General features: G+C 63.5%; 26 protein-coding genes and 1 pseudogene. 22 read left to right on the forward strand and 5 right to left on the reverse strand.

Annotation, left to right across the window (positions count from 1 at the left end; all coding sequences use genetic code 11):
- Positions 1 to 175 precede the first annotated feature (175 nt).
- From CVV68_RS19105 to CVV68_RS19115, 3 genes are read left to right on the forward strand one after another with little or no spacing between them, the layout of a single operon-like run.
- Positions 176 to 1,945: a glycoside hydrolase family 15 protein gene (locus CVV68_RS19105; RefSeq protein WP_110502591.1), complete on the forward strand. Its 1,770-nt coding sequence runs from the start codon at positions 176 to 178 to the stop codon at positions 1,943 to 1,945.
- A 9-nt stretch (positions 1,946 to 1,954) separates the two neighbouring features.
- Complete coding sequence (locus tag CVV68_RS19110; protein WP_110502592.1) at positions 1,955 to 2,977, forward strand: SDR family oxidoreductase; 1,023 nt, start codon at positions 1,955 to 1,957, stop codon at positions 2,975 to 2,977.
- Positions 2,974 to 3,291, forward strand: a complete 318-nt coding sequence (locus CVV68_RS19115) for a hypothetical protein (RefSeq protein WP_110502593.1) — start codon at positions 2,974 to 2,976, stop codon at positions 3,289 to 3,291. The genes CVV68_RS19110 and CVV68_RS19115 overlap by 4 nt, the downstream gene beginning before the upstream one ends.
- Position 3,292: 1 nt before the next feature.
- Here CVV68_RS19115 and CVV68_RS19120 read toward each other — a convergent pair whose 3' ends face one another.
- A complete protein-coding gene (locus CVV68_RS19120) occupies positions 3,293 to 3,865 on the reverse strand; it encodes a MarR family winged helix-turn-helix transcriptional regulator (RefSeq protein ID WP_245933661.1) in 573 nt (190 codons plus the stop codon).
- A 144-nt stretch (positions 3,866 to 4,009) separates the two neighbouring features.
- On the opposite strand from CVV68_RS19120, the gene CVV68_RS19125 reads away from it, so the two are divergent.
- The 6 genes from CVV68_RS19125 (at position 4,010) to CVV68_RS19150 (ending at position 10,517) form a co-directional block, all read left to right on the forward strand.
- Positions 4,010 to 4,495 carry a hypothetical protein gene (locus tag CVV68_RS19125; RefSeq protein ID WP_211320916.1) on the forward strand — a complete coding sequence of 162 codons (486 nt, stop codon included), beginning with the start codon at positions 4,010 to 4,012 and terminating at the stop codon, positions 4,493 to 4,495.
- Positions 4,492 to 5,139 (forward strand): gluconate 2-dehydrogenase subunit 3 family protein, encoded by a 648-nt coding sequence (locus tag CVV68_RS19130; RefSeq protein WP_110502595.1) that lies wholly within the window; start codon positions 4,492 to 4,494, stop codon positions 5,137 to 5,139. Before CVV68_RS19125 ends, CVV68_RS19130 begins: the two co-directional genes overlap by 4 nt.
- Positions 5,136 to 6,776 (forward strand): GMC family oxidoreductase, encoded by a 1,641-nt coding sequence (locus CVV68_RS19135; RefSeq protein ID WP_110502596.1) that lies wholly within the window; start codon positions 5,136 to 5,138, stop codon positions 6,774 to 6,776. Before CVV68_RS19130 ends, CVV68_RS19135 begins: the two co-directional genes overlap by 4 nt.
- A 57-nt stretch (positions 6,777 to 6,833) precedes the next feature.
- A complete protein-coding gene (locus CVV68_RS19140; protein WP_110502597.1) occupies positions 6,834 to 8,627 on the forward strand; it encodes a thiamine pyrophosphate-requiring protein in 1,794 nt (597 codons plus the stop codon).
- Between the two features lie 2 nt (positions 8,628 to 8,629).
- Positions 8,630 to 9,733 carry an enolase C-terminal domain-like protein gene (locus CVV68_RS19145; RefSeq protein ID WP_110502598.1) on the forward strand — a complete coding sequence of 368 codons (1,104 nt, stop codon included), beginning with the start codon at positions 8,630 to 8,632 and terminating at the stop codon, positions 9,731 to 9,733.
- A 232-nt stretch (positions 9,734 to 9,965) separates the two neighbouring features.
- Positions 9,966 to 10,517 carry a DUF1345 domain-containing protein gene (locus CVV68_RS19150; protein WP_245933662.1) on the forward strand — a complete coding sequence of 184 codons (552 nt, stop codon included), beginning with the start codon at positions 9,966 to 9,968 and terminating at the stop codon, positions 10,515 to 10,517.
- Between the two features lie 86 nt (positions 10,518 to 10,603).
- On the opposite strand, the gene CVV68_RS23990 is transcribed toward CVV68_RS19150, so the two are convergent.
- The gene (locus CVV68_RS23990; RefSeq protein ID WP_211320917.1) at positions 10,604 to 11,053 is read right to left on the reverse strand and encodes a hypothetical protein; all 450 of its coding nucleotides are present in this window, start codon (positions 11,051 to 11,053) and stop codon (positions 10,604 to 10,606) included.
- Positions 11,054 to 11,177: 124 nt separating this feature from the next.
- Here CVV68_RS23990 and CVV68_RS19160 point away from each other — a divergent pair, with 124 nt between their 5' ends.
- The gene (locus CVV68_RS19160; RefSeq protein ID WP_245933663.1) at positions 11,178 to 12,023 is read left to right on the forward strand and encodes a DUF1206 domain-containing protein; all 846 of its coding nucleotides are present in this window, start codon (positions 11,178 to 11,180) and stop codon (positions 12,021 to 12,023) included.
- 127 nt (positions 12,024 to 12,150) lie between these two features.
- Here the strand turns inward: CVV68_RS19160 and CVV68_RS19165 are convergent, their stop codons facing one another.
- The gene (locus CVV68_RS19165) at positions 12,151 to 12,717 is read right to left on the reverse strand and encodes a hypothetical protein (RefSeq protein WP_170133251.1); all 567 of its coding nucleotides are present in this window, start codon (positions 12,715 to 12,717) and stop codon (positions 12,151 to 12,153) included.
- A 251-nt stretch (positions 12,718 to 12,968) separates the two neighbouring features.
- On the opposite strand from CVV68_RS19165, the gene CVV68_RS19170 reads away from it, so the two are divergent.
- Both CVV68_RS19170 and CVV68_RS19175 read left to right on the forward strand, forming a co-directional pair.
- On the forward strand, positions 12,969 to 13,157 hold the full coding sequence (locus tag CVV68_RS19170; RefSeq protein ID WP_110502600.1) for a hypothetical protein: 189 nt from the start codon (positions 12,969 to 12,971) through the stop codon (positions 13,155 to 13,157).
- A 14-nt stretch (positions 13,158 to 13,171) separates the two neighbouring features.
- Positions 13,172 to 13,561 (forward strand): annotated as a pseudogene (locus tag CVV68_RS19175) (Dps family protein); the annotation flags it as partial.
- Positions 13,562 to 13,655: 94 nt separating this feature from the next.
- On the opposite strand, the gene CVV68_RS23630 reads toward CVV68_RS19175, so the two are convergent.
- Complete coding sequence (locus CVV68_RS23630) at positions 13,656 to 13,814, reverse strand: hypothetical protein (RefSeq protein ID WP_170133250.1); 159 nt, start codon at positions 13,812 to 13,814, stop codon at positions 13,656 to 13,658.
- Positions 13,815 to 13,950: 136 nt separating this feature from the next.
- Between CVV68_RS23630 and CVV68_RS19180 the strand changes: the two genes are divergently transcribed.
- The 3 genes from CVV68_RS19180 to CVV68_RS24795 all read left to right on the forward strand — a co-directional run bounded on the left by CVV68_RS19180 (position 13,951) and on the right by CVV68_RS24795 (position 15,517).
- Positions 13,951 to 14,520: a DUF488 domain-containing protein gene (locus CVV68_RS19180; protein WP_110502602.1), complete on the forward strand. Its 570-nt coding sequence runs from the start codon at positions 13,951 to 13,953 to the stop codon at positions 14,518 to 14,520.
- Between the two features lie 464 nt (positions 14,521 to 14,984).
- A complete protein-coding gene (locus tag CVV68_RS24790; protein WP_306415706.1) occupies positions 14,985 to 15,284 on the forward strand; it encodes a hypothetical protein in 300 nt (99 codons plus the stop codon).
- A complete protein-coding gene (locus tag CVV68_RS24795; protein WP_306415707.1) occupies positions 15,281 to 15,517 on the forward strand; it encodes an HAD family hydrolase in 237 nt (78 codons plus the stop codon). The genes CVV68_RS24790 and CVV68_RS24795 overlap by 4 nt, the downstream gene beginning before the upstream one ends.
- A gap of 61 nt (positions 15,518 to 15,578) precedes the next feature.
- Here CVV68_RS24795 and CVV68_RS19190 read toward each other — a convergent pair whose 3' ends face one another.
- Positions 15,579 to 15,857: a DUF4235 domain-containing protein gene (locus CVV68_RS19190; RefSeq protein WP_110502603.1), complete on the reverse strand. Its 279-nt coding sequence runs from the start codon at positions 15,855 to 15,857 to the stop codon at positions 15,579 to 15,581.
- 196 nt (positions 15,858 to 16,053) lie between these two features.
- On the opposite strand from CVV68_RS19190, the gene CVV68_RS19195 reads away from it, so the two are divergent.
- The 7 genes from CVV68_RS19195 (at position 16,054) to CVV68_RS19225 (ending at position 22,956) form a co-directional block, all read left to right on the forward strand.
- Positions 16,054 to 16,470, forward strand: a complete 417-nt coding sequence (locus CVV68_RS19195) for a YtxH domain-containing protein (RefSeq protein WP_110502604.1) — start codon at positions 16,054 to 16,056, stop codon at positions 16,468 to 16,470.
- 64 nt (positions 16,471 to 16,534) lie between these two features.
- On the forward strand, positions 16,535 to 17,005 hold the full coding sequence (locus tag CVV68_RS19200) for a hypothetical protein (protein WP_110502605.1): 471 nt from the start codon (positions 16,535 to 16,537) through the stop codon (positions 17,003 to 17,005).
- A 93-nt stretch (positions 17,006 to 17,098) separates the two neighbouring features.
- Positions 17,099 to 18,235: an acyl-CoA dehydrogenase family protein gene (locus tag CVV68_RS19205; RefSeq protein WP_110502606.1), complete on the forward strand. Its 1,137-nt coding sequence runs from the start codon at positions 17,099 to 17,101 to the stop codon at positions 18,233 to 18,235.
- The gene (locus CVV68_RS19210) at positions 18,229 to 19,590 is read left to right on the forward strand and encodes a PIG-L family deacetylase (protein WP_110502607.1); all 1,362 of its coding nucleotides are present in this window, start codon (positions 18,229 to 18,231) and stop codon (positions 19,588 to 19,590) included. The genes CVV68_RS19205 and CVV68_RS19210 overlap by 7 nt, the downstream gene beginning before the upstream one ends.
- Positions 19,587 to 20,324 carry a glycosyltransferase family 2 protein gene (locus CVV68_RS19215; protein WP_170133252.1) on the forward strand — a complete coding sequence of 246 codons (738 nt, stop codon included), beginning with the start codon at positions 19,587 to 19,589 and terminating at the stop codon, positions 20,322 to 20,324. The genes CVV68_RS19210 and CVV68_RS19215 overlap by 4 nt, the downstream gene beginning before the upstream one ends.
- Before the next feature lie 430 nt (positions 20,325 to 20,754).
- Positions 20,755 to 22,398, forward strand: a complete 1,644-nt coding sequence (locus tag CVV68_RS19220; protein ID WP_110502609.1) for an ABC1 kinase family protein — start codon at positions 20,755 to 20,757, stop codon at positions 22,396 to 22,398.
- Between the two features lie 87 nt (positions 22,399 to 22,485).
- Positions 22,486 to 22,956 carry a pyridoxamine 5'-phosphate oxidase family protein gene (locus CVV68_RS19225; protein ID WP_110502610.1) on the forward strand — a complete coding sequence of 157 codons (471 nt, stop codon included), beginning with the start codon at positions 22,486 to 22,488 and terminating at the stop codon, positions 22,954 to 22,956.
- Positions 22,957 to 23,064: the final 108 nt, after the last annotated feature.

Below are 23,064 nucleotides of genomic sequence, written 5' to 3' on the forward strand. Positions count from 1 at the left end.
AAGCAAAACGCTGATGCCGGACCAGGAATCCTTTCCCCCACTCCGTTGCCGGGAAATACTCCGCCATTCACCGGATATTCGTTTGAGCAGCACTGGTGGAGCACACCAATTCTTGCCATGGTTGATGCGGTTCAGGCTATTGCGCTGCCGCAATCATTGCGTCTAGTGTCGAGATATGTCGGCTGTTGACCAGGATCCCCAACCACCCCACGTGTTGCGTGAATACGCCATGATTGCAGACGGTGAGCGCGCGGCCCTGATCGGTCCGCGCGGCGACGTGGCGTGGATGTGTGCGCCGCGCTGGGACAGTGACGCCGTCTTTTCCTCCCTGATTGGCGGCGGCGGCACCTTCGCGGTGACACCGGCGAACCCCCGGTATGTCTGGGGCGGCAGTTATTTGGACGGGACGTTGATCTGGAAGAGCCGCTGGGTGACCGGCGACGGAATCATCGAATGCCGCGAGGCGCTGGCGCTACCGGCGGACCCGCATCGCGCCGTGCTGTTGCGCCGTGTGGGCGCCATCTCCGGCCCGGCCGTGGTGACTGTGGCCCTCGAAGCCGGTGCGGGCTTTGGCAACCACGGAATGACCCGGCTCAAATGTGCGGACGGCGTCTGGACGGCCCGCAGCGGAACCTTGTACGTGCGTCTGGCCGGGGCCGCGGAGGCCACGGTGCACGACGGCGCGCTGCACCTTCGCCTGGACCTTCCCGCCGGTGGTGGCCACGACCTGGTCTTGGAGCTGGCCGACGAGCCTTTCGCCTCGGGTCCGGTAGACGTGGACGCGGCGTGGGCCGCAACGGAGCACAGCTGGAACAACGACGTCCCGCAGCTGTTGGACACGATCGCCCCCGACGACGCCAGACAGTCCTATGCGGTGCTGCGCGGAATGACCGGCGCAAGCGGCGCGATGGTCGCGGCGGCGACGTTGGGCATGCCCGAAAGTGCACTGGAGAAGCGTAATTACGATTACCGTTATGCCTGGATCCGCGACCAGTGCTATGCCGGGCAGTCGGTCGCCGCGTGTGGGCCTTACCCGCTGCTCGATGACGCCGTCAGGTTCGTCACCGCCCGGCTCCTGGAAGACGGACCGGGCCTGAAACCTGCTTATACCGTAACGGGCGGCCGTGTTCCCGACGAATCTGATCTCGGGCTGCCCGGATACCCGGGCGGCTCCGCGAAGGTGGGGAACTGGGTCAATGAACAGTTCCAGCTGGATGCGTTCGGCGAGACGCTGTTGCTCCTGGCCGCTGCCGCCACCCATGACCGGTTGGACCTGGAGAACTGGCGGGCGGCCGAGGCCGCGGTACAAGCCATCACGGACCGCTGGCAGGAACCTGACGCCGGCATTTGGGAGCTTAACAATGACAGGTGGGCCCATTCGCGGCTGATCTGCGCGGCGGGCCTGCGTGCGGTTGCCGTCCACGCCCCCGCTGCGCAAGGTGCGCCATGGACGTCGCTGGCGGACGCCATCGTCGCTGATACGGCCAGGGATTGCCTGCACCCCAGCGGCCGCTGGCAGCGCAGCCCCGGTGACGACCGGGTGGATGCGGCACTGCTCCTGCCGGCACTGCGGGGCGCACTTCCTGTCAATGACCCCCGAAGCCTGGCCACGGTGGAGGCTGTCCGTGCCGAGCTGGGACGCGAGGGGTATGTCTACCGTTTCAGCCAGGACGCCCGCCCGTTGGCGCAGGCCGAGGGGGCGTTCCTGCTGTGTGGCTTCGACATGGCCATGGCGGTCCACCAGCAAGGACATGAGGTGGAGGCGATGCACTGGTTCGAACGCAACCGGGCCTCGTGCGCCACCACGGGCCTGTTCACCGAGGAATATGACGTCGAACAGCGCCAGCTCCGCGGCAATTTCCCGCAGGCGTTTGTTCATGCCGCCATGCTCGAAGCCGCCAGCCGGCTCGCCACGGCGCCAAAACTTGAGCTGGAATATCCCTAAGGAGCGACAATGAAAACAGTTCACCAGGTAGTTGTTGTCACCGGAGCCAGCGGTGGAATCGGCCGGGCCACTGCCATCGAATTTGGTCGCCGGGGCGCCACCGTTGCCCTGTTGGCCAGGGGCCAGGCAGGACTCGACGGCGCCGCCACGGAGGTGGAGGCGGCCGGAGGCACGGCATTGACGGTGCCCGTGGACACGTCGGATTTTGCAGCAGTCGATGCAGCGGCGGATCGGGTGGAGCAGGAATTGGGCCCCATCGACGTATGGGTCAATGTCGCCTTCACCTCCGTTTTCGCGCCCTTCACCCAGATCAAGCCGGAGGAGTTCGCCCGCGTCACCGCCGTGTCCTACCTTGGCTACGTCTATGGCACCATGGCGGCCCTGCACCGGATGCGCAGCCGCAACCGGGGCACAATTGTCCAGGTCGGATCCGCCCTGGCCTACCGCGGCATACCGTTGCAGAGCGCGTACTGCGGTGCCAAACATGCCATTCAGGGCTTCAACGAGTCCTTGCGGTGTGAACTGCTCCACGAGCACAGCGGTGTCCGCAACACCATGGTGCAAATGCCTGCCGTGAACACCCCACAGTTCTCCTGGGTCCTTTCCCGGCTGCCCAAAAAGGCACAGCCCGTGCCGCCCATCTACCAGCCCGAGGTGGCAGCCCGCGCCGTCGTCCATGCGGCCGACCACCCCCAGCGCCGTGAATATTGGGTCGGCGGCAGCACCGCAGCCACGCTGTTGGCCAACGCTGTGGCCCCGGGGCTGTTGGATGCGTACCTGGCCCGCACCGGATTTGCCTCACAGCAGACCAACGAGCAGCGGCCGGCGGACCAGCCGGCCAATTTGTGGGAACCGGCGGACGCGGACAAGGACTTCGGCACCCACGGCGCTTTTGACCACCGTTCCAAAGCGCGGAGCACTCAGCTGTGGGCATCCCAGCACCACGGGCCGGTGGCCGTCGGTGCCGCTGCGGGAACCCTCGGGCTTGCCGCCGTCGCCGGGGTCCTCCTGGGACGCTGGGTGCGGCGATGAAGTCACTCGAGGTCATCCGGGGCCTGGTGGGACTGTGCCAGCTGGTCCGGCCCCAGCTGCTCTATCGGGCCGTCACCGGTGCCCCGCCATCTCCGGGCGCCGTCGTGGTCATGCGGGTTCTCGGTGCCCGGCACTTGGGGCAGGCGTTGTTGCTGGCACGGGCGGGGCAAACCTTGCACCGTTGCGGCGCGCTCGTGGACCTGGCACATGCCGCAACCATGGTGGCCGTGGCCTGTGGTGACCGGCGTTGGCGCAAGCCGGCCGGAATCGATGCGGTCCTGGCCTCGACATTCGCGGCGACGGAGGCCCGATGACTCATTTATTGGGTACAGTCCGTGCCTTGGCGGGCCCATCCGTCACGCCCATGCCGTCCAAGCCAAGCTCGAAGCGTTCATCCTCGGTGACCTCCCCTGCGGCCTGCGCGAAGGCATCCAGCGCGGGACCCATGGTGCGGCGTAGATCGGCAGGCATCCGGTTCATCACCGCGGCGATGGCCGTGCGGCGGTGCCCCATGACCTGGTCCACCAGCGCGCGGCCATTCCTGCTCAGGGCAAGGAGCAGATACCGCCGGTCCGCCGGGTTGTCCCTGCGGTCCAGAAGGCCCGCGGTAACCAACCGGTCACAGGTCCTGGTGGCGTTGGAGGGATGCACACCCAGGTCGGCGGCGACCGCCCCGAGGTTTTGCGGCCCGTGGGTGGATATGAATACTAGAACCCGCAGCTGCGGGGAGGTGACCAGATGCTCAACTTCTGCCACCGATTGGGCGACGACCGCCAGGAAAACCCGCGCGGCCCGCATCGCTGCCTCGATTTCATCGAACGAATCAGCGGTGCCTTCCGCACTCAGGGCGTCATCACTGGCGGGGTCAGGGCTATATACCGGGTTCACGCTTCCGAGTATCCATCCTTTAGTTGCAGAAGTGCAATGTTTGCGTGACATCAACTATGTGGAAATCACGGACCGTTCGGTTACGGGCCCCACAGCAAGAGCGCTTCGGGGAGTCCCGGGGCAACGGCGAGGGAAGGACTGTCCATGAATAATCCATTCCAACGGCACATCCGGGCGCAGGCAGCCGGGCCGGACGACCTCGTCCATGTCATAGACAGGATGGTGCGAAATGTTGAAACGGGTCGCTTTGAGCGCTCCCTGGCCGCCCTCACGGCCGCTGGCGCGCTGGTGACGGCGGCCGAAATCTACTTTGAACATGATAAGGCCAGCTTTGGCAACAAGTGGATGTGGGTGCCGGTGATTCTTGGACCGCTGGGGGCGGCGGCGGGTGTGGCAGGGGTGTGCAGCAAGCGGATGGCAAAAACTGCGCTCCCGCTTGCATCGGCCGTCATTGTCGCCAACGGCCTCCAGGGCACGTATTTCCATGCCCGCGGCATTGCCCAGAAGCCCGGCGGTTTCTCAAACCTGCGCTACAACATGGAAATGGGGCCGCCCCTGCTGGCTCCGCTGCTGGTGACCCTGGTTGGCGGCATGGGACTGCTCGCGGCCGTGCTGAGGCGGGAAAAATGAGTACGCTTCCGCTGGCTGCCAGTGACGGCGGCGCCCGCTTTCCCGGCTTCAGTTCCGCCGGACAGGCCAAGCATTGGGATACAGCGACGGCCTCCGTCGTCATGGCCAGACTGGGCCGGCCCCCGGAGATCCACTTTTTCACCCCCGCCCAGGAGGCCGCCGCGGGAGCCCTGTGTAACCAGCTCCTGGACCAACGCGAGGAACCCCGCGTGCCCGTGACGGCCATGATCGATGCCCGCCTGGCTGCACAGGAAACGGACGGCTGGCACTACGAGGACATGCCCGTGGATGCTCAAGCGTGGCGCCAGACATTGGCCGCACTCGACGACGAAGCGCGGTTTCGCTGCGGCGCGGTGTTTGCCGCAGCGACCTGGCATGAGCAGACGCGGCTGTTGCAGGGCATCCAAAATCTCGGGCCGGCCCCCTGGCACGGGATCCCCGCGAAACAGGTTTGGAGCCTGTGGACGCGCTACGCGTGCACAGCGTTTTATTCCCATCCCTGGGCGTGGGACGAAATCGGATTTGCCGGGCCGGCCTACCCGCGAGGCTACAAGAACATGGGAGTGGACGCCTTGGAGCCGTTTGAGGTGAGGGACGTCCACCCGGGAGACGACCCGGTGCGGGGGAAGAAGGGATCCCCATGAGCAATGTGCGCGAACGCAACGAATCGGCGTGGCTGCTTCCGGCCGGTCCCGGTACTAACCACGGTTTGCGCGAACAGATGCGCCGCTTCGCGGACGATGACGAAGTGGACATCGTCATTGTTGGCTGCGGCGCCGGCGGTTCCACCTTGTTGCAGCGCCTGGCAAGGGCCGGCTGGCGGGCCGTGGCCCTGGACGCGGGGCCCTTTTGGGATCCGGAACGGGACTGGGTCAGCGATGAGGCCGGTTCACACCACCTCTATTGGACCGAGCCCCGGGTCATTGCCGGAAGTGATCCAGTGCCGCTGGGCTCCAACAACTCCGGCCGGGGCGTGGGCGGATCCATGGTCCACTATGCCGGGTACGTGCCCCGGTTTCATCCCAGCGACTTCCGCACCCGGGCGCTGGACGGAGTGGGCGCTGACTGGCCCCTGCAATATCAGGACCTCAAACACTACTATCAGGACATCGAGGAAGAGCTACCGGTCGCCGGGGAACACTGGCCTTGGGGCGACCCGCACGGCTACCCCCACCGGCCCCATCCCGTCTCCGGGAACGGCGAACTCTTTCAGCGTGGCGCCATGGCCACCGGCATCACCGCCAAAGTCGGGCCGGTGGCCATCAGCAACGGCCGCTTCGGCAACCGCCCCCACTGCATCTACCGCGGCTTCTGCCTGCAAGGGTGCAAGGTCAACGCCAAGGCCTCACCGCTGATCACGCACATTCCCGACGCGCTTGCCCACGGCGCCGAGGTCCGCCCGGATTCCATGGTGACCGGCGTCGAAGTTGATGCACGAACCGGTCTGTCCACCGGCGTGCACTATGTCCATCAGGGGGTGCCGCGTTTTCAGCGGGCCCGCATGGTCGCCGTCGCCGGCTACTCGATTGAAACTCCCCGGCTGCTGCTCAACTCCACCTCGGCGCGGTTTCCCGATGGCCTGTGCAATGACTTCGACCAGGTGGGCCGCTACCTGATGGTTCAGGGCGCGCCGCAGACGGCCGGACGCTTCGATGCCGAGGTGCGGATGTGGAAGGGTCCGCCGCCGGAAGTCAGCAGCGAGGAGTTCTACGAAACGGATCCAACAAAACCGTATAAGCGCGGCTTCTCCATCCAGACGGTCTCCCCCCTGCCGATCACCTGGGCCGAACACGTGATGGCCCAGGGGCATTGGGGAGCGGCGCTGCGCAATTACATGAGCGACTACGTCCACTGGGCCTGCCTGGGCGCCCTGTGTGAATTCCTCCCCCAGGCCGAAAACCGGGTCACCCTGGCCACGGAGCTGGACAGGCACGGCCTGCCCGTGGCCCGCTTCAGCTATTCCCAGTGCGAAAACGACGGTGCCCTCATGAAGGCGGCCCGGGAAAAAATGGAGCTCATCCTGACCGCGGCAGGCGCCGACGAGGTGATCACCATCGACCGCTACGCGCACCTGGTCGGCGGGGCACGCATGGCCGCCACGGCGGAGCATGGTGTTGTCGACGCGGACTGCCGCAGCTTCGCCGTACCGAACCTGCTCATCACCGACGGCAGCGTGCTGCCCACCCAAGGCAGCGCCAACCCGGCCCTGACCATCATGGCCGTTGCGGCCCGCGCCGCAGACCGGCTGCTCATCAACGGAGCAGCGAGCCGAAGTAACTAAATGACGTGGAGTCGCGACGACGACACCCGGACAGACCCACCATTGGAGGATGGAAACATGGCAAGGGAAACAGTTTCGGACTACCTGCTTGCACGGCTGCGCGAGTGGGGCGTGGAGCACGTGTTCGCCTTTCCCGGCGACGGGATCAACGGCACCCTGGCCGCGTTCGGGCGCGCAGGGAACCAGCCCAAATTCATCCAGTCCCGGCATGAGGAAATGTCCGCGTTCGAGGCAGTGGGCTACGCCAAGTTCTCCGGTCGGCTCGGCGTCTGCATGGCCACCTCCGGCCCTGGGGCCATCCACCTCCTCAATGGTCTCTACGACGCGAAACTTGACCACGTCCCGGTGGTGGCAATCGTGGGCCAGACGGCCCAGTCCGCCATCGGTGGTTCCTACCAGCAGGAAGTCGACCTGGTGACGCTGTTCAAGGATGTCGCCGGGGACTATGTGCAGCTGGTGACCGTTCCCGAACAGCTGCCCAACGTCTTGGACCGGGCCATCAGGATTGCACTGGCCGAACGCGCCCCCACCGCCATCATCATCCCCTCGGACGTCCAGGATCTTGAGTATTCGGCCCCCACCCACGCCTTCAAGATGGTGCCCTCCAGCCTCGGGGTGCAGTGGCCCACCATCACTCCGGGCATCGAAGGGGTCCGCGCGGCGGCGGCACTGCTCAACGCCGGCACCAAGGTGGCCATGCTCGTGGGCTCGGGGGCACGGGAGGCCCGCGAAGAGCTCCAGCAGGTGGCGGACATCCTTGGCGCGGGAGTGGCCAAGGCGCTGCTGGGCAAGGACGTCCTCTCCGATGAACTGCCGTATGTGACCGGCTCCATCGGGTTGTTGGGTACCCGACCCAGCTACGATCTCATGATGGACTGCGACACATTGCTCACCATCGGTTCCAGCTTTCCGTACACCCAGTTCATGCCCGAACCGGGCCAGGCCCGCGGGGTCCAGATCGACGTCGACGCCAAAATGATCGGCATGCGCTATGCGTACGAGACCAACATCGTTGGGGACGCGAAAATCACGCTCCGGGCCCTGATCCCCCTGCTCGAGCGCAAGGAGGACCGCGCCTGGCGCGAAACAATCGAGGCGAACGTTGCCCGCTGGTGGGAGACCATGGAGATGGAAGCTGCGGTGGAGGCCAAGCCGATCAATCCGATGCGGCTGTTCTCTGAGCTTTCGTCCCGGCTCCTGGCGAATGCCATCGTCACCGCGGATTCCGGTTCATCGGCCAACTGGTACGCCCGGCAGCTGAAGTTCCGTGGCAGCATGCGCGGCTCGCTCTCGGGCAACCTCGCCACCATGGGGCCAGGCGTGCCGTACGGCATTGGCGCCAAGTTTGCCTGCCCGGACCGGCCGGTGATTGTTTTTGCCGGTGACGGGGCCATGCAAATGAACGGCCTGGCCGAGCTGATCACGGTCAAGCACTACTGGCAGGAATGGTCCGACCCCCGCCTGATCATCGCCGTCCTGCACAACAACGACCTGAACCAGGTCACCTGGGAAATGCGGGCCATGGAGGGGGCGCCCTCGTTCACGGAGTCCCAAACACTCCCGGACGTCCCCTACGCGCAGTTCGCGGAACTCCTTGGCCTGCAGGGGATTGCCGTGGACCACGCGGACGACGTCGGGCCGGCCTGGGAACGCGCGCTGGCGGCGGACCGTCCCACCGTCCTGGACGTCCGGGTCGATCCCGACGTCCCGCCGATCCCCCCGCACGCGACCTTAGAGCAGGCCCTCGACAGCGCCAAGGCCGTACTCAAGGGCGACCAACATGCGTGGGGTTTCATCATGGAAGGCGTCAAGACCAAACTGCAGGAGTTCCTGCCCCACAAGGACAGCTAGCCATGGGCTCCGACCCGGCAATCGATCGGCTGGACGTATCCGTGTACCGGGTGCCCACGGATGCGCCGGAGGCGGACGGCACCTTCGCCTGGAACTCCACCACCATGGTCCTGGTCCAGGCCCAGGCCGGCGACGCCACCGGGCTCGGCTGGACGTACGCCCCGGCCGCCTGCGCGGAAATGATCACCGAGCTCCTGCGTCCCGGCGTCGTCGGACTGCCCGCGCTCGACGTCGGACGGGCCTCCGTGGCGATGCTCCAGGCAGTCCGCAACGCCAGCCGGCCGGGCGCCGTTGGCTATGCCATTTCCGCCGTTGATTGTGCACTGTGGGACCTCAAGGCCCGGCTGCTGGAGCTGCCCCTGCACCGGCTGCTCGGAGCAGTGCGGAACAAGGTACAGGTCTATGGCAGCGGCGGCTTCACCAGCTATGATGACCGGCAACTGGCGGACCAGCTCACGGGGTGGGCCCTGGAACAGGGAATACCACGGGTGAAAATCAAGATCGGCGAATCCTCCGGCACGGAGACGGGCCGGGACCTGGCACGAATGCGGCTGGCGCGAAACGTGATTGGCGACGGCGTCGAACTCTTTGTCGACGCCAACGGCGGCTACACCGCCAAGCATGCCATACGGGTCATGACCGAGGCACGGGACCTGGCCGTCCGCTGGCTGGAGGAACCCGTGTCCTCCGATAACCTCACCGGCCTGCGGGAGGTCCGCGACCGGGTCGATGCGGACGTTGCCGCCGGGGAATACGGGACAGACCTTCTTTACTACCAGCGAATGTGCGCGGCCGACGCCCTCGATTGTGTGCAGGCAGACGTCTCACGGTGCGGCGGCATCACACAGTGGCTGCGGATTGCCGCCGTGGCCGCGGCCCACGGGCTGGAAATCTCCGGGCACTGCGCCCCGCACCTCAGCGCGCACGTCGCGGCAGCCACCCCGAACTTCAGGCACCTGGAATGGTTCCACGACCATGTCCGCATCGAAACCATGTTCTTCGACGGCTGCCTTGATCCCGACGGCGGAACACTCACCCCCTCCGCGGCCCCAGGCAACGGGCTCAGCCTGCGCAGCGCCGATATGGCCGCCTACAGGATCAGGTAGCAATCGACAACCACCTTCACCATCCACTGGTCATCGAGCTAATACTGAGCCTCACCACGGCACCGGTGCCACAGGGCTTGCAGGACGCCGCCGCTTCCCGGCGACGTGCATGCCAAAATGGGCCATGAGTATTCCCCCGCTTTCACAGACGCGTCCACCGTTCCCGGTTTCGGCTGACCGTCATGCTCGCTGTGGGCATCGTCACCGGCGGGCTGGTTGGGTCTTTCGGCTCATGGGCTTAAGGCCCGGCCGTGGGCTGGGGGCAGCGTGCCTGACGTTCCTCTGTTGGGTCTGGGCCGTTATCGGACGGCTAGACCCTGCAGGTACCGCCGAGCATGCCGGCCGCGAAGACCCCGGCCAGGCCGCTACCGACCTACTCGTCTTGGCCGCCACAGTAGCCAGTTTCGGAGGTGTTGTTCTCATTTTGCTGGACGCAGCTTACGCCCAAGGTGGCAGGAAGGCCGCAATCCTCGGCCTGGCACTGGGCAGCGTGGCCCTCTCCTGGTTCCTGGTCCACACCTTGTTCACGCTCCGTTACGCCCGGCTCTTCTGCCGCGACCGGAAAAGGGTGGATTTTAATGAAGGCTCCCCGCCCCACCACCGTGACTTCGCCTATCTGGCCTTCACCGTGGGCATGACGTTCCAGGTCTCCGATACCGACTTGAAAACCGATGCCATGCGCTCAACCGCACTGCGCCACGCACTGCTCTCTTACCTGCTGGGCGCCATCGTGTTGGCCACCACCATCAATCTGGTCGCCGGCCTCGTCAAAGAGGGTTTGTGACCTAAAGAGGCAACGAGGCCATCCCGCCGATCTACAGAGGACCCCGCCCCGTCCCGCCAACGAACAATAGCTCCTGCACTGGCCGTTCAGTCCTCGGAATCGCTGCGCCCCTCCAACCATGTGGTGCCGTCGTCGTCGGTGTACATGATGACTTTTTCCCCGGCCGGCCCCGGGACTGATAGTTGTGTTGAACCGGACCCGGAGGGTTCATTGACAAGCGGGCTTCCAACACGGCCCAGTGGGACCCCTCTCAACCTCTGCGAATCTTCGGGCCCGACACGACCCGCGTCTTCAACCACCTCCGGGACAATTCTTCGCCTGTCCCAGTTGACACTGACCTTGATGGATCCGTTGTCGGCTCTGTCGATGGAGGTAATGATGCTGTCTTGACCGGCACCCATTTCGATGAGCCTGTCCCGATAGGATTGGACGATTTGTGGCAGGGTCTCCTCGGTCCAGTCCCCGGGTCCAATAACCGTGGAAATTTCCACCGGCTCTGATTCCAGGTCTGTCATTGCCTTCTCCTCTGCTGTCATTATTTTGCTCCTGTTCCAGTTCTACTCCTGGGATCCCCAAAGGTGAACAGGGTCCAGCAAAGTTCCCCCTCCCCTATTCGCAGGACGGCCTCCGGTGACAAAATAGTGGTAATACCACGCACAAGTGTGCCTGGCCCCCCGGCGATCGAAGGGTAAGACCATCAAAAAGGACTTGAAGGACGCCGCGGCGAACGCTTCGAACTCCCGTGTCTTTGTCCTCGCCGCCCGAACGGGCTTCGCCGTTAGCGGGTGCTTGCACATTCTCATCGGCGCCATCGCGGTACAACTGGCCTTTGGGAAGGCGAAGGAGGCGGACCAGGGCGGTGCCATGGCCCAACTGGCCAAGCAGCCCGCGGGAGCGTTCCTCCTGTGGATTGGCTTCGCCGCCTGTGCGGCGCTGGCCTTGTGGCAGCTGAGTGAAGTTGTTTTTGGACATCGGCAGTTGAAGCCCGCATCGAAGCTGGGGAAGAAACTTTCCGCAGCCGGCCAGGGAGTCGTGTTTGTGGCACTTGCTGTCCTCTTTGCCTCTTTTGGCCTTGGCGGCGGTAAAAACAGCGGACAATCCACCAGCGATGCCACGGCCCAAATCATGAAAGCGCCACTGGGGCCGCCGCTGCTGATCGTCATCGGAGTTGCCATCGCAGTGGTCGGAATAGTCTTTGGGGTGCGAGGGATCAACAGATCCTTCAAGAAGAAACTGGTCCTGCCGGCGTCGCCCGCCGGCCGGTCAATCATTACGTATTTGGGTGTGGCCGGCTTCCTCGCGAAGGGCATCGCACTGCTCCTGGTCGGGCTGCTGTTCATCATTGCCACCATCCAGGCCCGGCCCAAGGAGTCCACCGGGCTCGATGGCGCGCTGAAGGCCGTCCGTGAGCAGCCGTACGGCATCTATCTGCTGACCCTCATCGGCGCGGGCCTGATCTGCTACGGTCTGTACCAAATCACCAAGGCCAGATTCGCCAAGATGTAACAGCCAATGACGCATCTTTTCCGGCTGTCCGCAGGACCGTTGCTTGATTGTCCGGGGACGTGATGCGGCGCCGGCTGCAGTTCACACTGTGCACCATCATGTGTGGGATTGAATCAATGGGCCGATGCTAGCTCCCGTCCACCGTCCGCCGATGCGCCGGAGCCTGCGATCCAGGGTCCTCCGTCACCGGATCCTGTGCGGTTCCTTCCTGCGTCGCAGGATCCTGCGGCGTGCGCTCCCGCACGGCGGGATCCTGCACCGCGCGGTCAGGGACCGCACGCCCTTGCCGTCCCGAAGACGATGCATCCACGTCCGGATCCACCTCCGCCGCTTCGTGCAGTTTCTCCTGCGAAGCTTGCGCATCCTTGGCGGCCGCGGAACGCTGCCGCTCTGCTTCAAGCTTCAATCGTTCGGCTTCCACCGCGGCTTGCTCGGCATCCGCCGCTGTCCGATCGGCCGCTACCTGCCGGTCACGGGCGTCGAGCTCGCCCGCCTTCCCCTCGTCGCGCAACTTGGCTGCACGCCCGCGGTCCTGCTCCTTCTGCTGTTCAGCCAAGCGGCGGCGCCGCTTGGTACTGACTGCCACCAGAATGCCAATGATGACCAAAACCACGACGATCGCGACAATTACCCAAATCCAAGCCATGGTGTCCATGAAAGCCCATCTCCCATCGTTGCCGTCAAGATAGTCCAAGCGCGCCGATACTGATCAGGAGAACACCTGATCGCGCTGCCCTTCCCATCATGCACCGTCAGCACACAATTGCACAGCACACCGATGCAGGCGAAATGCCGTGGGCAATTGGGGGTGGCAGCGGCTGCCTTGTCCCGCTGGAGTACGGAACACCGGCGCCACCCGGCGCGGGTCGAGGAGTCGGCTGCGGCGTACCCAATCGGCGCCCATTGCTCCTGCAGCGATAGACCGGAAGAGTGAGGATCCCCGCGATGACCAGCCCCAGCCACACACCTCCTGACGACCAGCCACAGCCCAGCCGCACCCGCGACCACGAGGATCCCTCCTGGGGTTACGGCAATCCATTCACCGGGAAGCCGGCCGGTGTGGCCCACGACCCCGGCAGCAGGCAGGCTGAATTTGATGCCGCGCCCCTGCCCGGCACCAACAGCTTCCACTAGTAAAGAAGCAAGTGATGGCATCGAGAAAGGAAACCCGGACCGGACTCACGGTGCCGGGGCTGTCGATCAAGGACGGCCACAAGGTCGCGAAGGTCCCGCAAGGGCGGCTGCACGCCCTTAACGACCTGCAGTTCAGGCTCAAACACGCCCATTGGAACGTTGTGGGCCGGGACTTCATTGTGGTACACGAGCTACTGGACCCCCAGATCGAGCAGGTCCGCGCCATGGTTGACGGGACTGCCGAGCGCGTCGCGGCACTGGGTGCCTCTCCCACCGGTCTTCAGGTGGCCTTCGTGCGGGTGCGGGCATGGGATGACTACTCGATCGGCCGTGCCGGTACCGCCGAGCACCTTGGCGCCCTGAACCTGGTGCAGGACGGAGAGATCGCCAGCCACCGCAGCGCACGAGCGAAAGGATCTGGCACGACCGCCTGGACGGCTTGACGGCGCTGTCGCCGGGACGTCGGACCGCGGATCTTTCACATCCCCTGCCGTATGTTTACCTTGAGACGGCTTTTCGCCGGATCCAACCGATGACGCCCGTGGCAACAAACAGCACGATGCCAATAATGGCAAGCCAAAGAAGACCCTTGATGGCAAAGCCAACAATGGCCAAAATGACCCAAATGACCAGCAACACCACAAGAAGAGTAATCATGGGTTCAGCCTAGGCCCCTCCGTCGGCAATGAAAAGTGCGGGCGCCTGCCCTTCCCGCAAGAATCTGCGCACTCGCTGCATCAGCTGCGCGGTTACCTGCATTGAGCAAATGGCTGTTAGTCGGTAATGTGAAAAAATGGACGGCATAACAATTTACACGGTTGGACATTCCACACATCCGATAGATGAATTCATTGCACTCTTAAAAGCGCACGGCGTGAAGAAACTGGTCGACGTCCGAACGATTGCCAAGTCCAGACGCAATCCCCAATTCATGGAAGAGTCACTGGCGGCCAGCTTGCGGGCCGAAGGTCTCACCTACCGTCGCGCCAAGGCCCTTGGGGGTCTGCGCCACGTACGCAAGGACAGCCCAAATGGCGGTTGGCGCAACAAATCGTTTCAAGGCTATGCCGACTACATGCAAACAACTGAATTTGCCGAGGCCGTTGACGCCCTGGTGGATCGCGCAAAACACAGCGACTTGGTGATCATGTGCGCGGAAGCAGTACCGTGGCGCTGTCACCGGTCCATGATCGGGGATGCCTTGGTGGTTCGGGGCGTCACTGTGCTGGACATCATGACTGAGAAGAAGGCTACCGCGCACGTCCTGCGGTCCTTTGCCCGCGTTGAGGACACCAACGTCACGTACCCGCCCGTACTGGCTGACGTGCACACCACCCAGGCGCCCACTTCGGGAGTCGAATAACCGAAGAGCCTCGTTAGCCGCAGTTGCGCCGACTGATCCTGGGGTAGAAATAGCCACCAAGACAACCTAGACAAATGGCTTCCGCGGTGGAATTGGGTTCAGCGACGTGTTGGTGGAAAGGCACCGCCAGCAAGAACCCTGCAGAAAGTGAACGCCAGTTTGCACGCCGCGCAATTCCAATGACCGGGCCCAGTGCGCCATCATATGCCGCGGAGCAACGCTTCGTCTTTAGGATATCGACATCGTTGCAATCATCGCGGGTCCGCAATGGTCAGATATTGTCCGGAACCCGGGCCGGATACTAGTACTCCCAGTGCATCGCGACGGCGATCTCCTTAGACTGGAGCGAAGTTGGTGCACGTCCTGTTGAAAGGATCACCCATGCCTGGGAAGTTGAAGTATGCAGCGCTTTTTGACGTTGACGGGACACTGATGGATTCAACGTATTTTCATACACTGGCATGATGGCAGGCGTTTGCCCAATCCGGGAGCTCCCGGACGGGCATGCAAAAAAGTTGAAGCAGGCCCACGGCGCGATCTTCTCCACTCACTGGCCCGCGCTGGCCCCGTTCCGCGGGGCCAAGGATCTACTCATGCAGTGCGCCGACGCAGGAATCGCCGTCGTCCTCGCCTCCTCGGCGCAGCAGAAGGAACTTGACGTACTGCGGAAGGTTCTGGACGCGGAGGCCGCGATTTCCGCTGCCACGAGTTCTTCAGACGCGGATGCGGGGAAGCCGGTCCGGACATCGTTGACGCGGCCCTGAAGGCCGCCGGGGTCGACGCCGATCACGCCATTTTTATCGGCGATGCCGTATGGGACGCTGCTGCTGCCGCGAAACTCGGCTTGCCCATGGTTGGTGTCTGCAGCGGGGGAACCAGCGCGGCTGAACTTCGCGAGGCCGGCGCCTCAGCGGTTTATCAAGATGTCCAGGCGCTGCTTGACGGGCTGGCCGCCAGCCCGCTGGGACAACTGATTGCCCGGGCCCGCCAGTCTTAACTATCCCGCCTTGGCAGGTGGTGGTGGATAAATAATTGCCATCGTCACACCTGAGTCGTCGTCACACCCGCGCCTTGGCAACCTTGGGATCCGGATCGTGTTGCAGCTTCAGCATGGCCTTTTTCGTGGCACGTTGCGTAAGCACCTGGATGGCGGCGGCGGTCACGGCAGTGACCAAGGCAAAGACCAAGACCCCGGGCAAAGGATTGTCGAGGTTTGTGGCCTCCTTGGGGGGCTCGTTTCCCGTGCCCTTGCGCCACGCCGCTTCCAAGCCTTTGCGCGCCAACGTCCCGGCTGCCAGGCTTGCGCCAATGCTGATGAGCTTGATGAGAACCTTCATCCGCCTTCTCCAATCCTCGAAGTTCCACCCATCCTTTCGATAAATCGGTGGACAATCAAGGGTCGCTCCACACCAAGGTGAACAAGCCGTTCTGCCGTGGGGCGGGGGGTTCCCGACGGATTCCCGTGTGGTTACAGTAGGAGCAGGGTTCAGCAACACTGCAGTCAGTTCACTACGTTCGGGCAAGGAGTTTTCCATGAAAGCGAAATTAGCATTCGTTGCAGGTTTGGGTGCCGGATACGTGGTGGGTACCAGAGTGGGCCGCCGCGGCTACGAAGACCTCAAAAAGAGTGCACGGACTTTGTGGCAGGCGGACAAGGTTCAGGAGACCGTCACCCAACTGGAAGAATCTGTCAAGGATGAGGCTAAGGAGCTTGGCTCGCGGCTGTTGCACAAGGCCACGGGGAATGGTGCCAACGCAAAGCATGACGCCGGACAAAACGACAATGGGCAGGCTGCCGCCACGAAAGACACTGCCGCGAAGGCCATGGCATCCGAACCCAACGCCGACCACCCTCTGCCCGATGTCGAGTCAGACCCCGCATTGAACGACGCCGCGGGCCGCGACTGGGCGGACGAAGGGGGCGCACTGCCGTCCGGCCCGCCGCAGTAGTCCTGCCCCACCTTGGAGCGGCACCAAAAGCCATGCGATTCAACGAATAACCGAGGAGAAAACAATGAGCAACGACGCCCCGAATGCCAACGACTCCGCAAATGACAGCAACCCGGCCAAGGCACAGCAACCGGCTGAATCAGGTTACGGCTCCCCCTCTCCTGAGGACGAAATGCCGACCACGGCTGCAACGAACCCGGGGTCTGCAGACCCGACCCTCCGCGGTCAGCAAACAGACGCCGAAGCGCTGAAATCCGATCAAAGCCTGGGCGCACACGACCGGAATTTTCTTGACAATGAAGACGCCGGAAGTGATGGTGAACCGGGTGCGGGCAGCCTGGGCGGCACCGACGAGCAGTTCCGGGACGAAAAGGACATGGCGGATCCAAGCTTTGCCCATGTTGACCCTGCCGACGAAACCCCGTCGGAGGCCCCGTCAACTGATGCTCCCCTCGACGACGACAACGCTGGCCCGACGCGTCCGGACCGCGAGTCGTTCTCCTCCGAATCAGACGAGGACGCCTCCGGCGAATAGCCGCCGTCCACGGCGGTTCCACGGCGTTCGTAAGTCGAGGCGCCACAGTTCCTGCTTATCCACGTCCCTTTGCCACCTCAAGGAGTCGGCCCAGTGTCCCTCGCCAGCCACACTTCACCCGCAACGCACGTGGCCCCCTCCGATGCAGCAACGACTTTGGGTGTTCAGTTGGACGCAACTGCTGCGGCCCCCTCACCGGACAGCATGGCCCCGTTGAATGAAATATATGCCGCGGCGCTGAGCTGCCACGGGGAGACCGCGTCGATACTTGCCTTGGCCCGGGAGCTGGGACGCACCATGCCCCTTCCCCAACAGGGACATACACTCGACCTTTGGCAGTCGCTGGCAACGTTGGGCGCCGCCGACCTCACTGCGGCGCGCATCATCGAACCGCACCTGGACGCCTTGGCAATTCTCGCCCAGGCTGATCAAACCGAGCTCCACACAGACAACGCCACGTGGGGTGTGTTTGCGGCCCAGGGGCCCGGACAGCAGCTGCTTGCCACACCGGCAGGCAGCGGCTGGCGGTTGGACGGGGACAAACCGTGGTGTTCGCTGGCCAACGAGTTGAGCAACGCACTCGTCACCGCCCGAACCGACAACGGCATTCAACTGTTCGCCATCGACCTGCGTGTGCCAGGGATCACCAGCGCGGGGCGGCCCTGGACGGCACTGGGCTTGCCAACGGTGCCCAGCCAGGGTTTGTCGATGTCCAATGTACCTGCGGTACCGGTGGGCGCACCCGAATGGTACGTCCAAAGGCCCGGCTTTTCGTGGGGCGGGGCGGGTGTTGCAGCCATCTGGCACGGTGCGGCCACCGCACTCGCCAGACGCCTTTACCAACACTGCCGTTCACGGAAACCGGATCAAATTGCCCTTCTGCACCTCGGCAGTGCCGACCAGGCACTGTGGGCCAGCAGGTCCTCGTTTCAAGCTGCAGCCCCTGAAGCTGACGGTGCCCGCCGCACAGACGCCGGCTTCGGAACACACTCAGCCATCGTCGCAGGACGCGTCCGGGCCACCGTCGTCTCGGCAGCCGAAACCGTGCTTTCCGTGACGGCACACGGCATGGGACCGGAGCCCCTGGCCTTCGAGCCGGAACACACCCAACGGGTGGCGGATCTGCAACTCTACCTCCGCCAAGACCACGCCGAACGATCCATCGCGGCGCACGGAGCAGCAATCCTCGCCGCCGTCACAGCGTCCGACGCCGGGACAGCGCCATGGTAGCTTTCACCCACAATCAACAGACGACGGCCGAGACGGACTGGCTGTGCAGTCCGCGAATTGCCGAAATGTTGGATCTACACATCGATTGGGCCGCACTTGACAAGCTCGTAGTGATCGCCGCGCATCCCGACGACGAGACGCTCGGCGCCGCCGGTCTCCTGCAACGTGCCGCGCGACACGGTGTGCCGATCGAGGTTGTTGTCGCAACTTTGGGCGAGAACTCCCACCCTGGCTCCCCCACACATACACCCGCTGAGTTGGCAGCGGTGCGTGCCGTTGAACTTCGCAGCGCGCTTGAGCGCATGGCCCCCGACGTAGGCCACAGGGTCCTCGGCATGCCTGACGGCAGGCTGTCAGCCCACGGCACACAACTGGAAAACGAAATTGCCGCCGCCGCAACGCACAACAGTCACAAGACGCTGGTGGTTGCACCCTGGTCAGGCGACGGCCACACTGACCACGATGCGGCCGGGGCCGCAGCCGGCAGGGCCGCGCGGACGACCCACAGCCTGTTTCTGGAGTATCCAATCTGGTTGTGGCACTGGGGCTCGCCCGGCAATGATCGAGTCCCCTGGCCGGCCTTGAGAAGGCTGAACCTGACCGTGGAGGAGCAGGCGACGAAGGCGGCGGCGATATCAAGCCATGCCAGCCAAGTCGCGCCGCTGTCACCCGCCGCCGGGGATGAAGCCCTCCTTTCATCGGCCCTCCTGTCGCATTTCGAGCGGAGCTTCGAAACGTTCATTGATGCCGCGGGGCAGTTCACACGTGCGGGCACCGCATATTCCGGTTGGCTGCAGACGCAGTTCAATGCCATCCACATCGGCGGTGCCGAACCCTGGGATCCGGACTCCGGATATGAACAACGCAAGCGCTCGCTGTTGCTGGGCGCCCTGCCCCGCGCGTCGTTTAATTCCGTGTTTGAACTCGGCTGCTCCACGGGGGCCCTGACCGCGGAGCTGGCGCTCCGCTCCGTGCAGATTGTGGGGGTCGACGCCAGTGCCGAGGCGGTAAGGACAGCCACGAAACGCACCGCGGCAGCTGGGAACACCACCATCGTTCAGGCCCTGCTTCCGGACGGATGGCCCGCCGGCCGTTTCGACTTGTTCGTCCTTTCCGAGGTTGGCTACTACTTCTCCGCCGGGGAACTGTCCACCGTAATTGACCGCATGGCCGCCTCCATGCTGCCAAACGCGTGCCTGGCTGCGTGCCACTGGCGCCATCCAATATCCGGCTGGCCGCTCAACGGGGACGACGTCCACCGCCAATTGCGCACAGATGCCCGGCTCACACGTGTGGACGCCCATGCCGAAGAGGACTTCCTACTCGACATTTTCACATTCGGGAACCCGCCGTGACTACACACATAGGCGAGATCGCCGTCGTCGTGCCCGCCAGAAACGAAGCGCAACTGTTGCCGAACGCGCTCACCTCCCTCGAAGCGGCCATGGCCCATTTCGCCTGGAAGGTCTCCATTCCAACGTCGCTCACCGTCGTCCTGGACCGCACCAGCGACAATTCCGCACAAATCGTGGCGCACCATCCAAAGGTGCTCCTCAGGCATACTTCCGCCGGACGGGTAGGTGCGGCCCGGAATGTGGGCATCACCGCTGCGATGTCACTGGCAAAAGTGCCGCCTGCCCACCTTTGGATCGCCAACACGGATGCGGACAGCATGGTGCCCGCCGATTGGCTGTGGCGCCATTATGGCCTTGCCATGGCTGGCGCACACGTCGTGGCCGGCACTGTGGAACCGGTGCACGTGGACCTGAGCAGCGCCGCGTTGGCGCGGTGGTTTGCCTGCCACGATTTGAGCGAAGGCCATCCACACATTCACGGGGCCAACTTGGGGTTCCGGGCCGAGGTGTTCACAAAGCTCGGCGGATTCAGCGACCAATCGCTCCACGAGGACCGCGACTTCGTCGCCAAAGCCCGCACACAGGGCTACGCCGTCATGGCAACGGATTCCTGCCGAGTCACCACTTCAGGCCGCCGCCACAGCCGCGTCGACGGCGGATTTGCCGACTTCCTGAACCAGTTGGACAACGGCGGGGAGCGCACAGACCCATCAGCCACATCGTCCCATTGTTAAGCCGGTCAAGTCCTTGATTGTCAAGGTTTCGCATTGGGCAAACGGGCCTCCATCGAAGGCCAAACTTCACCCCACAATCCGAATACGTCCGCACTGGGGACCTTTGCCCCTACTGACTCCTCGCCGGGCGAGACAAAGTGGTTGACATGGGGAATCCAGACTCGGGCAATGTCCGCCATGGCGGGCACGATTCGCCATCATCACCACCGGCCGATATGAGCGGACACCCTTCGATCTCATTGTGGGCATCAACCGGTGGATCTACCTGCGTTCCCCAACTGAGGGACAAATATCTGCCGTTCCGATTGGACCCGGGGACTTTCGATCGGGACGAATCGGATCAACATCGCCCTTAATAACTTTCCACAACAACAGAATCATTTCCCCGACCATCCACACAAGAGAAAACAGTCAACGCTGGGAGCAAATCATGGGCAACCATTTTCAACGCTATGCCGAGGTTGCGCAAATCTTGGCGCGGCATGGCTTCGGCTCTCTGGCAGCCACGATTGGTCTCGGTCGGTTGCATCCAGGGCCTGTATCCGGGCAGGCTGGAAATGTCTCGAATCCCGAGCGGTTGAGGCGCGCACTGGAAGAGCTCGGACCGACGTTTATCAAACTCGGGCAGGTACTTTCCACGCGGCCCGACATCCTTCCACCGGGCTACCTCGCGGCACTGTCCAAACTTCAAAATGCGGCGCCGCCAGTGCCTTCGGACGTTATTCGCAACGTCATCGAGCAGGAGCTGGGTGCAACGCCCGAAGAGCTCTTCAGTACTTTTAGTGACACCCCGCTGGCCAGTGCCTCGATTGGCCAGGCTCATGCAGCAACACTGCACGACGGCACCGCCGTCGTGGTCAAGGTTCGACGCCCTGGAGTCGTTGCCCAAGTCCAGGAGGATCTGGAGATCCTGGCGAACCTTGCCCACCAGGCAAGTCGCAACTGGGCGGCAATGGCAGATTATAACCTCGAGGCCATTTCCGCAGGGTTCGCGGCAACACTGCGCGCCGAACTCGACTACCTGCAGGAAGGTCACAATGCGGAACGATTCGCCAGCAATTTTGCCAACGATTCGAGCATTCACATTCCGAAAATCTTTTGGCCCACGACCACATCCCGGGTACTGACCATCGAACGGATTTACGGCCTGAAGATCGACGACGCCGAAGTCCTCGCCATGCCTGTCATCGACAGAAACCGATTGGCCGACCAGGCGGCCAAGGCCGCGGTCAAAATGATCTTTGAGGATGGCTTCTTCCATGCAGACCCGCACCCGGGCAACCTGTTTGTTGAATCAACCGGTCGAATAGGTTTGATCGACTTCGGCATGGTGGGCGAAGTCGGCAAGGAACTCCGGGAGCACCTCGGAAGCCTGCTGTTGGCGTTCAGCTACGATGACCCGGACCGAATCTGCCGGTCGCTGCTGGAACTGTCCATCAACCGCCCCGCCGCGGATCGTGGCCTGCTACGGCAAGACGTTCTGCGCTTCATGCAGCAATATCAGGGACGGCAACTGGGGCAAATTGAAATCTCGCCCCTCATCACCCAAATACTGGCGATTCTGCGCAATCACCGCCTGCAACTGCCCAGCGAAATGGCCATGTTGACGAAAATGATCTTCATGACAGAAGGAATGGGGGCGCGGTTGAACCCGAACTTCAACCTCGGAGCAGTCGTCAGGCCCTATGCCGGCAGGTTGGCCTTCGAACGGGTAATTCCCCGCAATTTCACGCGCAAACTCTCCCGATGGGGCTTGGACGCTGCAGACTTCGGTGCCAATCTCCCGGACAAACTCCGGCGACTGCTTGACACTCTGGACGACGGCGTCGAGGTACATCTGCGGGCAGCGGAATTGGCGCCCCTGATGACTCGCGCTGAACGTATCGGTAATCGCCTCGTTGCAGGCATGATGGTGGCGGCCTTTATTCGAGGGATAGGTGACCTGACTGCTGCAGACCTCGACCGTCTGCGGACATGGCAAAACGTCCTTGTTACGGGCGGTGTAGGCGCTGTGGGTGCACTTGGTGGTTACTTGGCGTGGACCGCGCGGCACAGCGCCGGAGGCCAGCGCTAGCACGGCAGGCCGACTCCACGGATCCCGCACGGGGTTCGGGTCCTTAGACCCTGTTTAAGCGACACCTCGTGCCATAGCATCGTGCACATGAGAGATAACAACGTGGTGCCACAAGCAGAAATTCTGGATACCCAGCAATGCTGGAAGCTCCTGCGTGAAACGACGATTGGGCGGCTGGCAGTCACGGCCGACGGCCGCCCTGATGTGTTCCCGGTGAACTACAAGGTGGACCAGGAGACAATGATCTTTCGGACCGGTGACGGCACCAAATTAAGTGCAATGGAGGCCGACGCAAACGTTGCACTGGAGGCGGACGCCGTGAGTGCGGAGTTCGGCTTCGCCTGGAGCGTCGTTGTTAAGGGCCGTGCCGTGGTGGTGGCCTCCACGGACACCACCCTGGACACCGTCGGCCGCGCTCTCTTTCCCTGGCAGGGCGTCAATAAGGAGCATCTCATCCGGATTGTTCCCGAGACCGTTACAGGCAGGCGATTTACGCTGAAGGCGCCAATGTCATGGCGCACGCCGCTCAATGACGCAATCAGGGCCGGACTCGAATAGCGCCTCCAGCAGCGACGATGGGGGACTTTGTGCTCTACCGGCCCCGTGCCAGTGGATCTATGCTCGATCGCATGATGAACAAACCAGCCAACACGCAAACGGAAGATT

It is taken from the genome of Arthrobacter livingstonensis (genome assembly GCF_003219815.1).
Taxonomy (GTDB): domain Bacteria; phylum Actinomycetota; class Actinomycetes; order Actinomycetales; family Micrococcaceae; genus Specibacter; species Specibacter livingstonensis.

Bases quoted from the DNA above. Each gene is read 5' to 3' on its own strand.
- CVV68_RS19105 (WP_110502591.1), top strand. From the start codon at position 176: ATGTCGGCTGTTGACCAGGATCCCCAACCACCCCACGTGTTGCGTGAA.
- CVV68_RS19110 (WP_110502592.1), top strand. From the start codon at position 1,955: ATGAAAACAGTTCACCAGGTAGTTGTTGTCACCGGAGCCAGCGGTGGA.
- CVV68_RS19115 (WP_110502593.1), top strand. From the start codon at position 2,974: ATGAAGTCACTCGAGGTCATCCGGGGCCTGGTGGGACTGTGCCAGCTG.
- CVV68_RS19125 (WP_211320916.1), top strand. From the start codon at position 4,010: ATGAATAATCCATTCCAACGGCACATCCGGGCGCAGGCAGCCGGGCCG.
- CVV68_RS19130 (WP_110502595.1), top strand. From the start codon at position 4,492: ATGAGTACGCTTCCGCTGGCTGCCAGTGACGGCGGCGCCCGCTTTCCC.
- CVV68_RS19135 (WP_110502596.1), top strand. From the start codon at position 5,136: ATGAGCAATGTGCGCGAACGCAACGAATCGGCGTGGCTGCTTCCGGCC.
- CVV68_RS19140 (WP_110502597.1), top strand. From the start codon at position 6,834: ATGGCAAGGGAAACAGTTTCGGACTACCTGCTTGCACGGCTGCGCGAG.
- CVV68_RS19145 (WP_110502598.1), top strand. From the start codon at position 8,630: ATGGGCTCCGACCCGGCAATCGATCGGCTGGACGTATCCGTGTACCGG.
- CVV68_RS19150 (WP_245933662.1), top strand. From the start codon at position 9,966: ATGGGCTTAAGGCCCGGCCGTGGGCTGGGGGCAGCGTGCCTGACGTTC.
- CVV68_RS23990 (WP_211320917.1), bottom strand. From the start codon at position 11,053: ATGACAGCAGAGGAGAAGGCAATGACAGACCTGGAATCAGAGCCGGTG.
- CVV68_RS19170 (WP_110502600.1), top strand. From the start codon at position 12,969: ATGACCAGCCCCAGCCACACACCTCCTGACGACCAGCCACAGCCCAGC.
- CVV68_RS23630 (WP_170133250.1), bottom strand. From the start codon at position 13,814: ATGATTACTCTTCTTGTGGTGTTGCTGGTCATTTGGGTCATTTTGGCC.
- CVV68_RS19180 (WP_110502602.1), top strand. From the start codon at position 13,951: ATGGACGGCATAACAATTTACACGGTTGGACATTCCACACATCCGATA.
- CVV68_RS24790 (WP_306415706.1), top strand. From the start codon at position 14,985: ATGGCAGGCGTTTGCCCAATCCGGGAGCTCCCGGACGGGCATGCAAAA.
- CVV68_RS19190 (WP_110502603.1), bottom strand. From the start codon at position 15,857: ATGAAGGTTCTCATCAAGCTCATCAGCATTGGCGCAAGCCTGGCAGCC.
- CVV68_RS19195 (WP_110502604.1), top strand. From the start codon at position 16,054: ATGAAAGCGAAATTAGCATTCGTTGCAGGTTTGGGTGCCGGATACGTG.
- CVV68_RS19200 (WP_110502605.1), top strand. From the start codon at position 16,535: ATGAGCAACGACGCCCCGAATGCCAACGACTCCGCAAATGACAGCAAC.
- CVV68_RS19210 (WP_110502607.1), top strand. From the start codon at position 18,229: ATGGTAGCTTTCACCCACAATCAACAGACGACGGCCGAGACGGACTGG.
- CVV68_RS19220 (WP_110502609.1), top strand. From the start codon at position 20,755: ATGGGCAACCATTTTCAACGCTATGCCGAGGTTGCGCAAATCTTGGCG.
- CVV68_RS19225 (WP_110502610.1), top strand. From the start codon at position 22,486: ATGAGAGATAACAACGTGGTGCCACAAGCAGAAATTCTGGATACCCAG.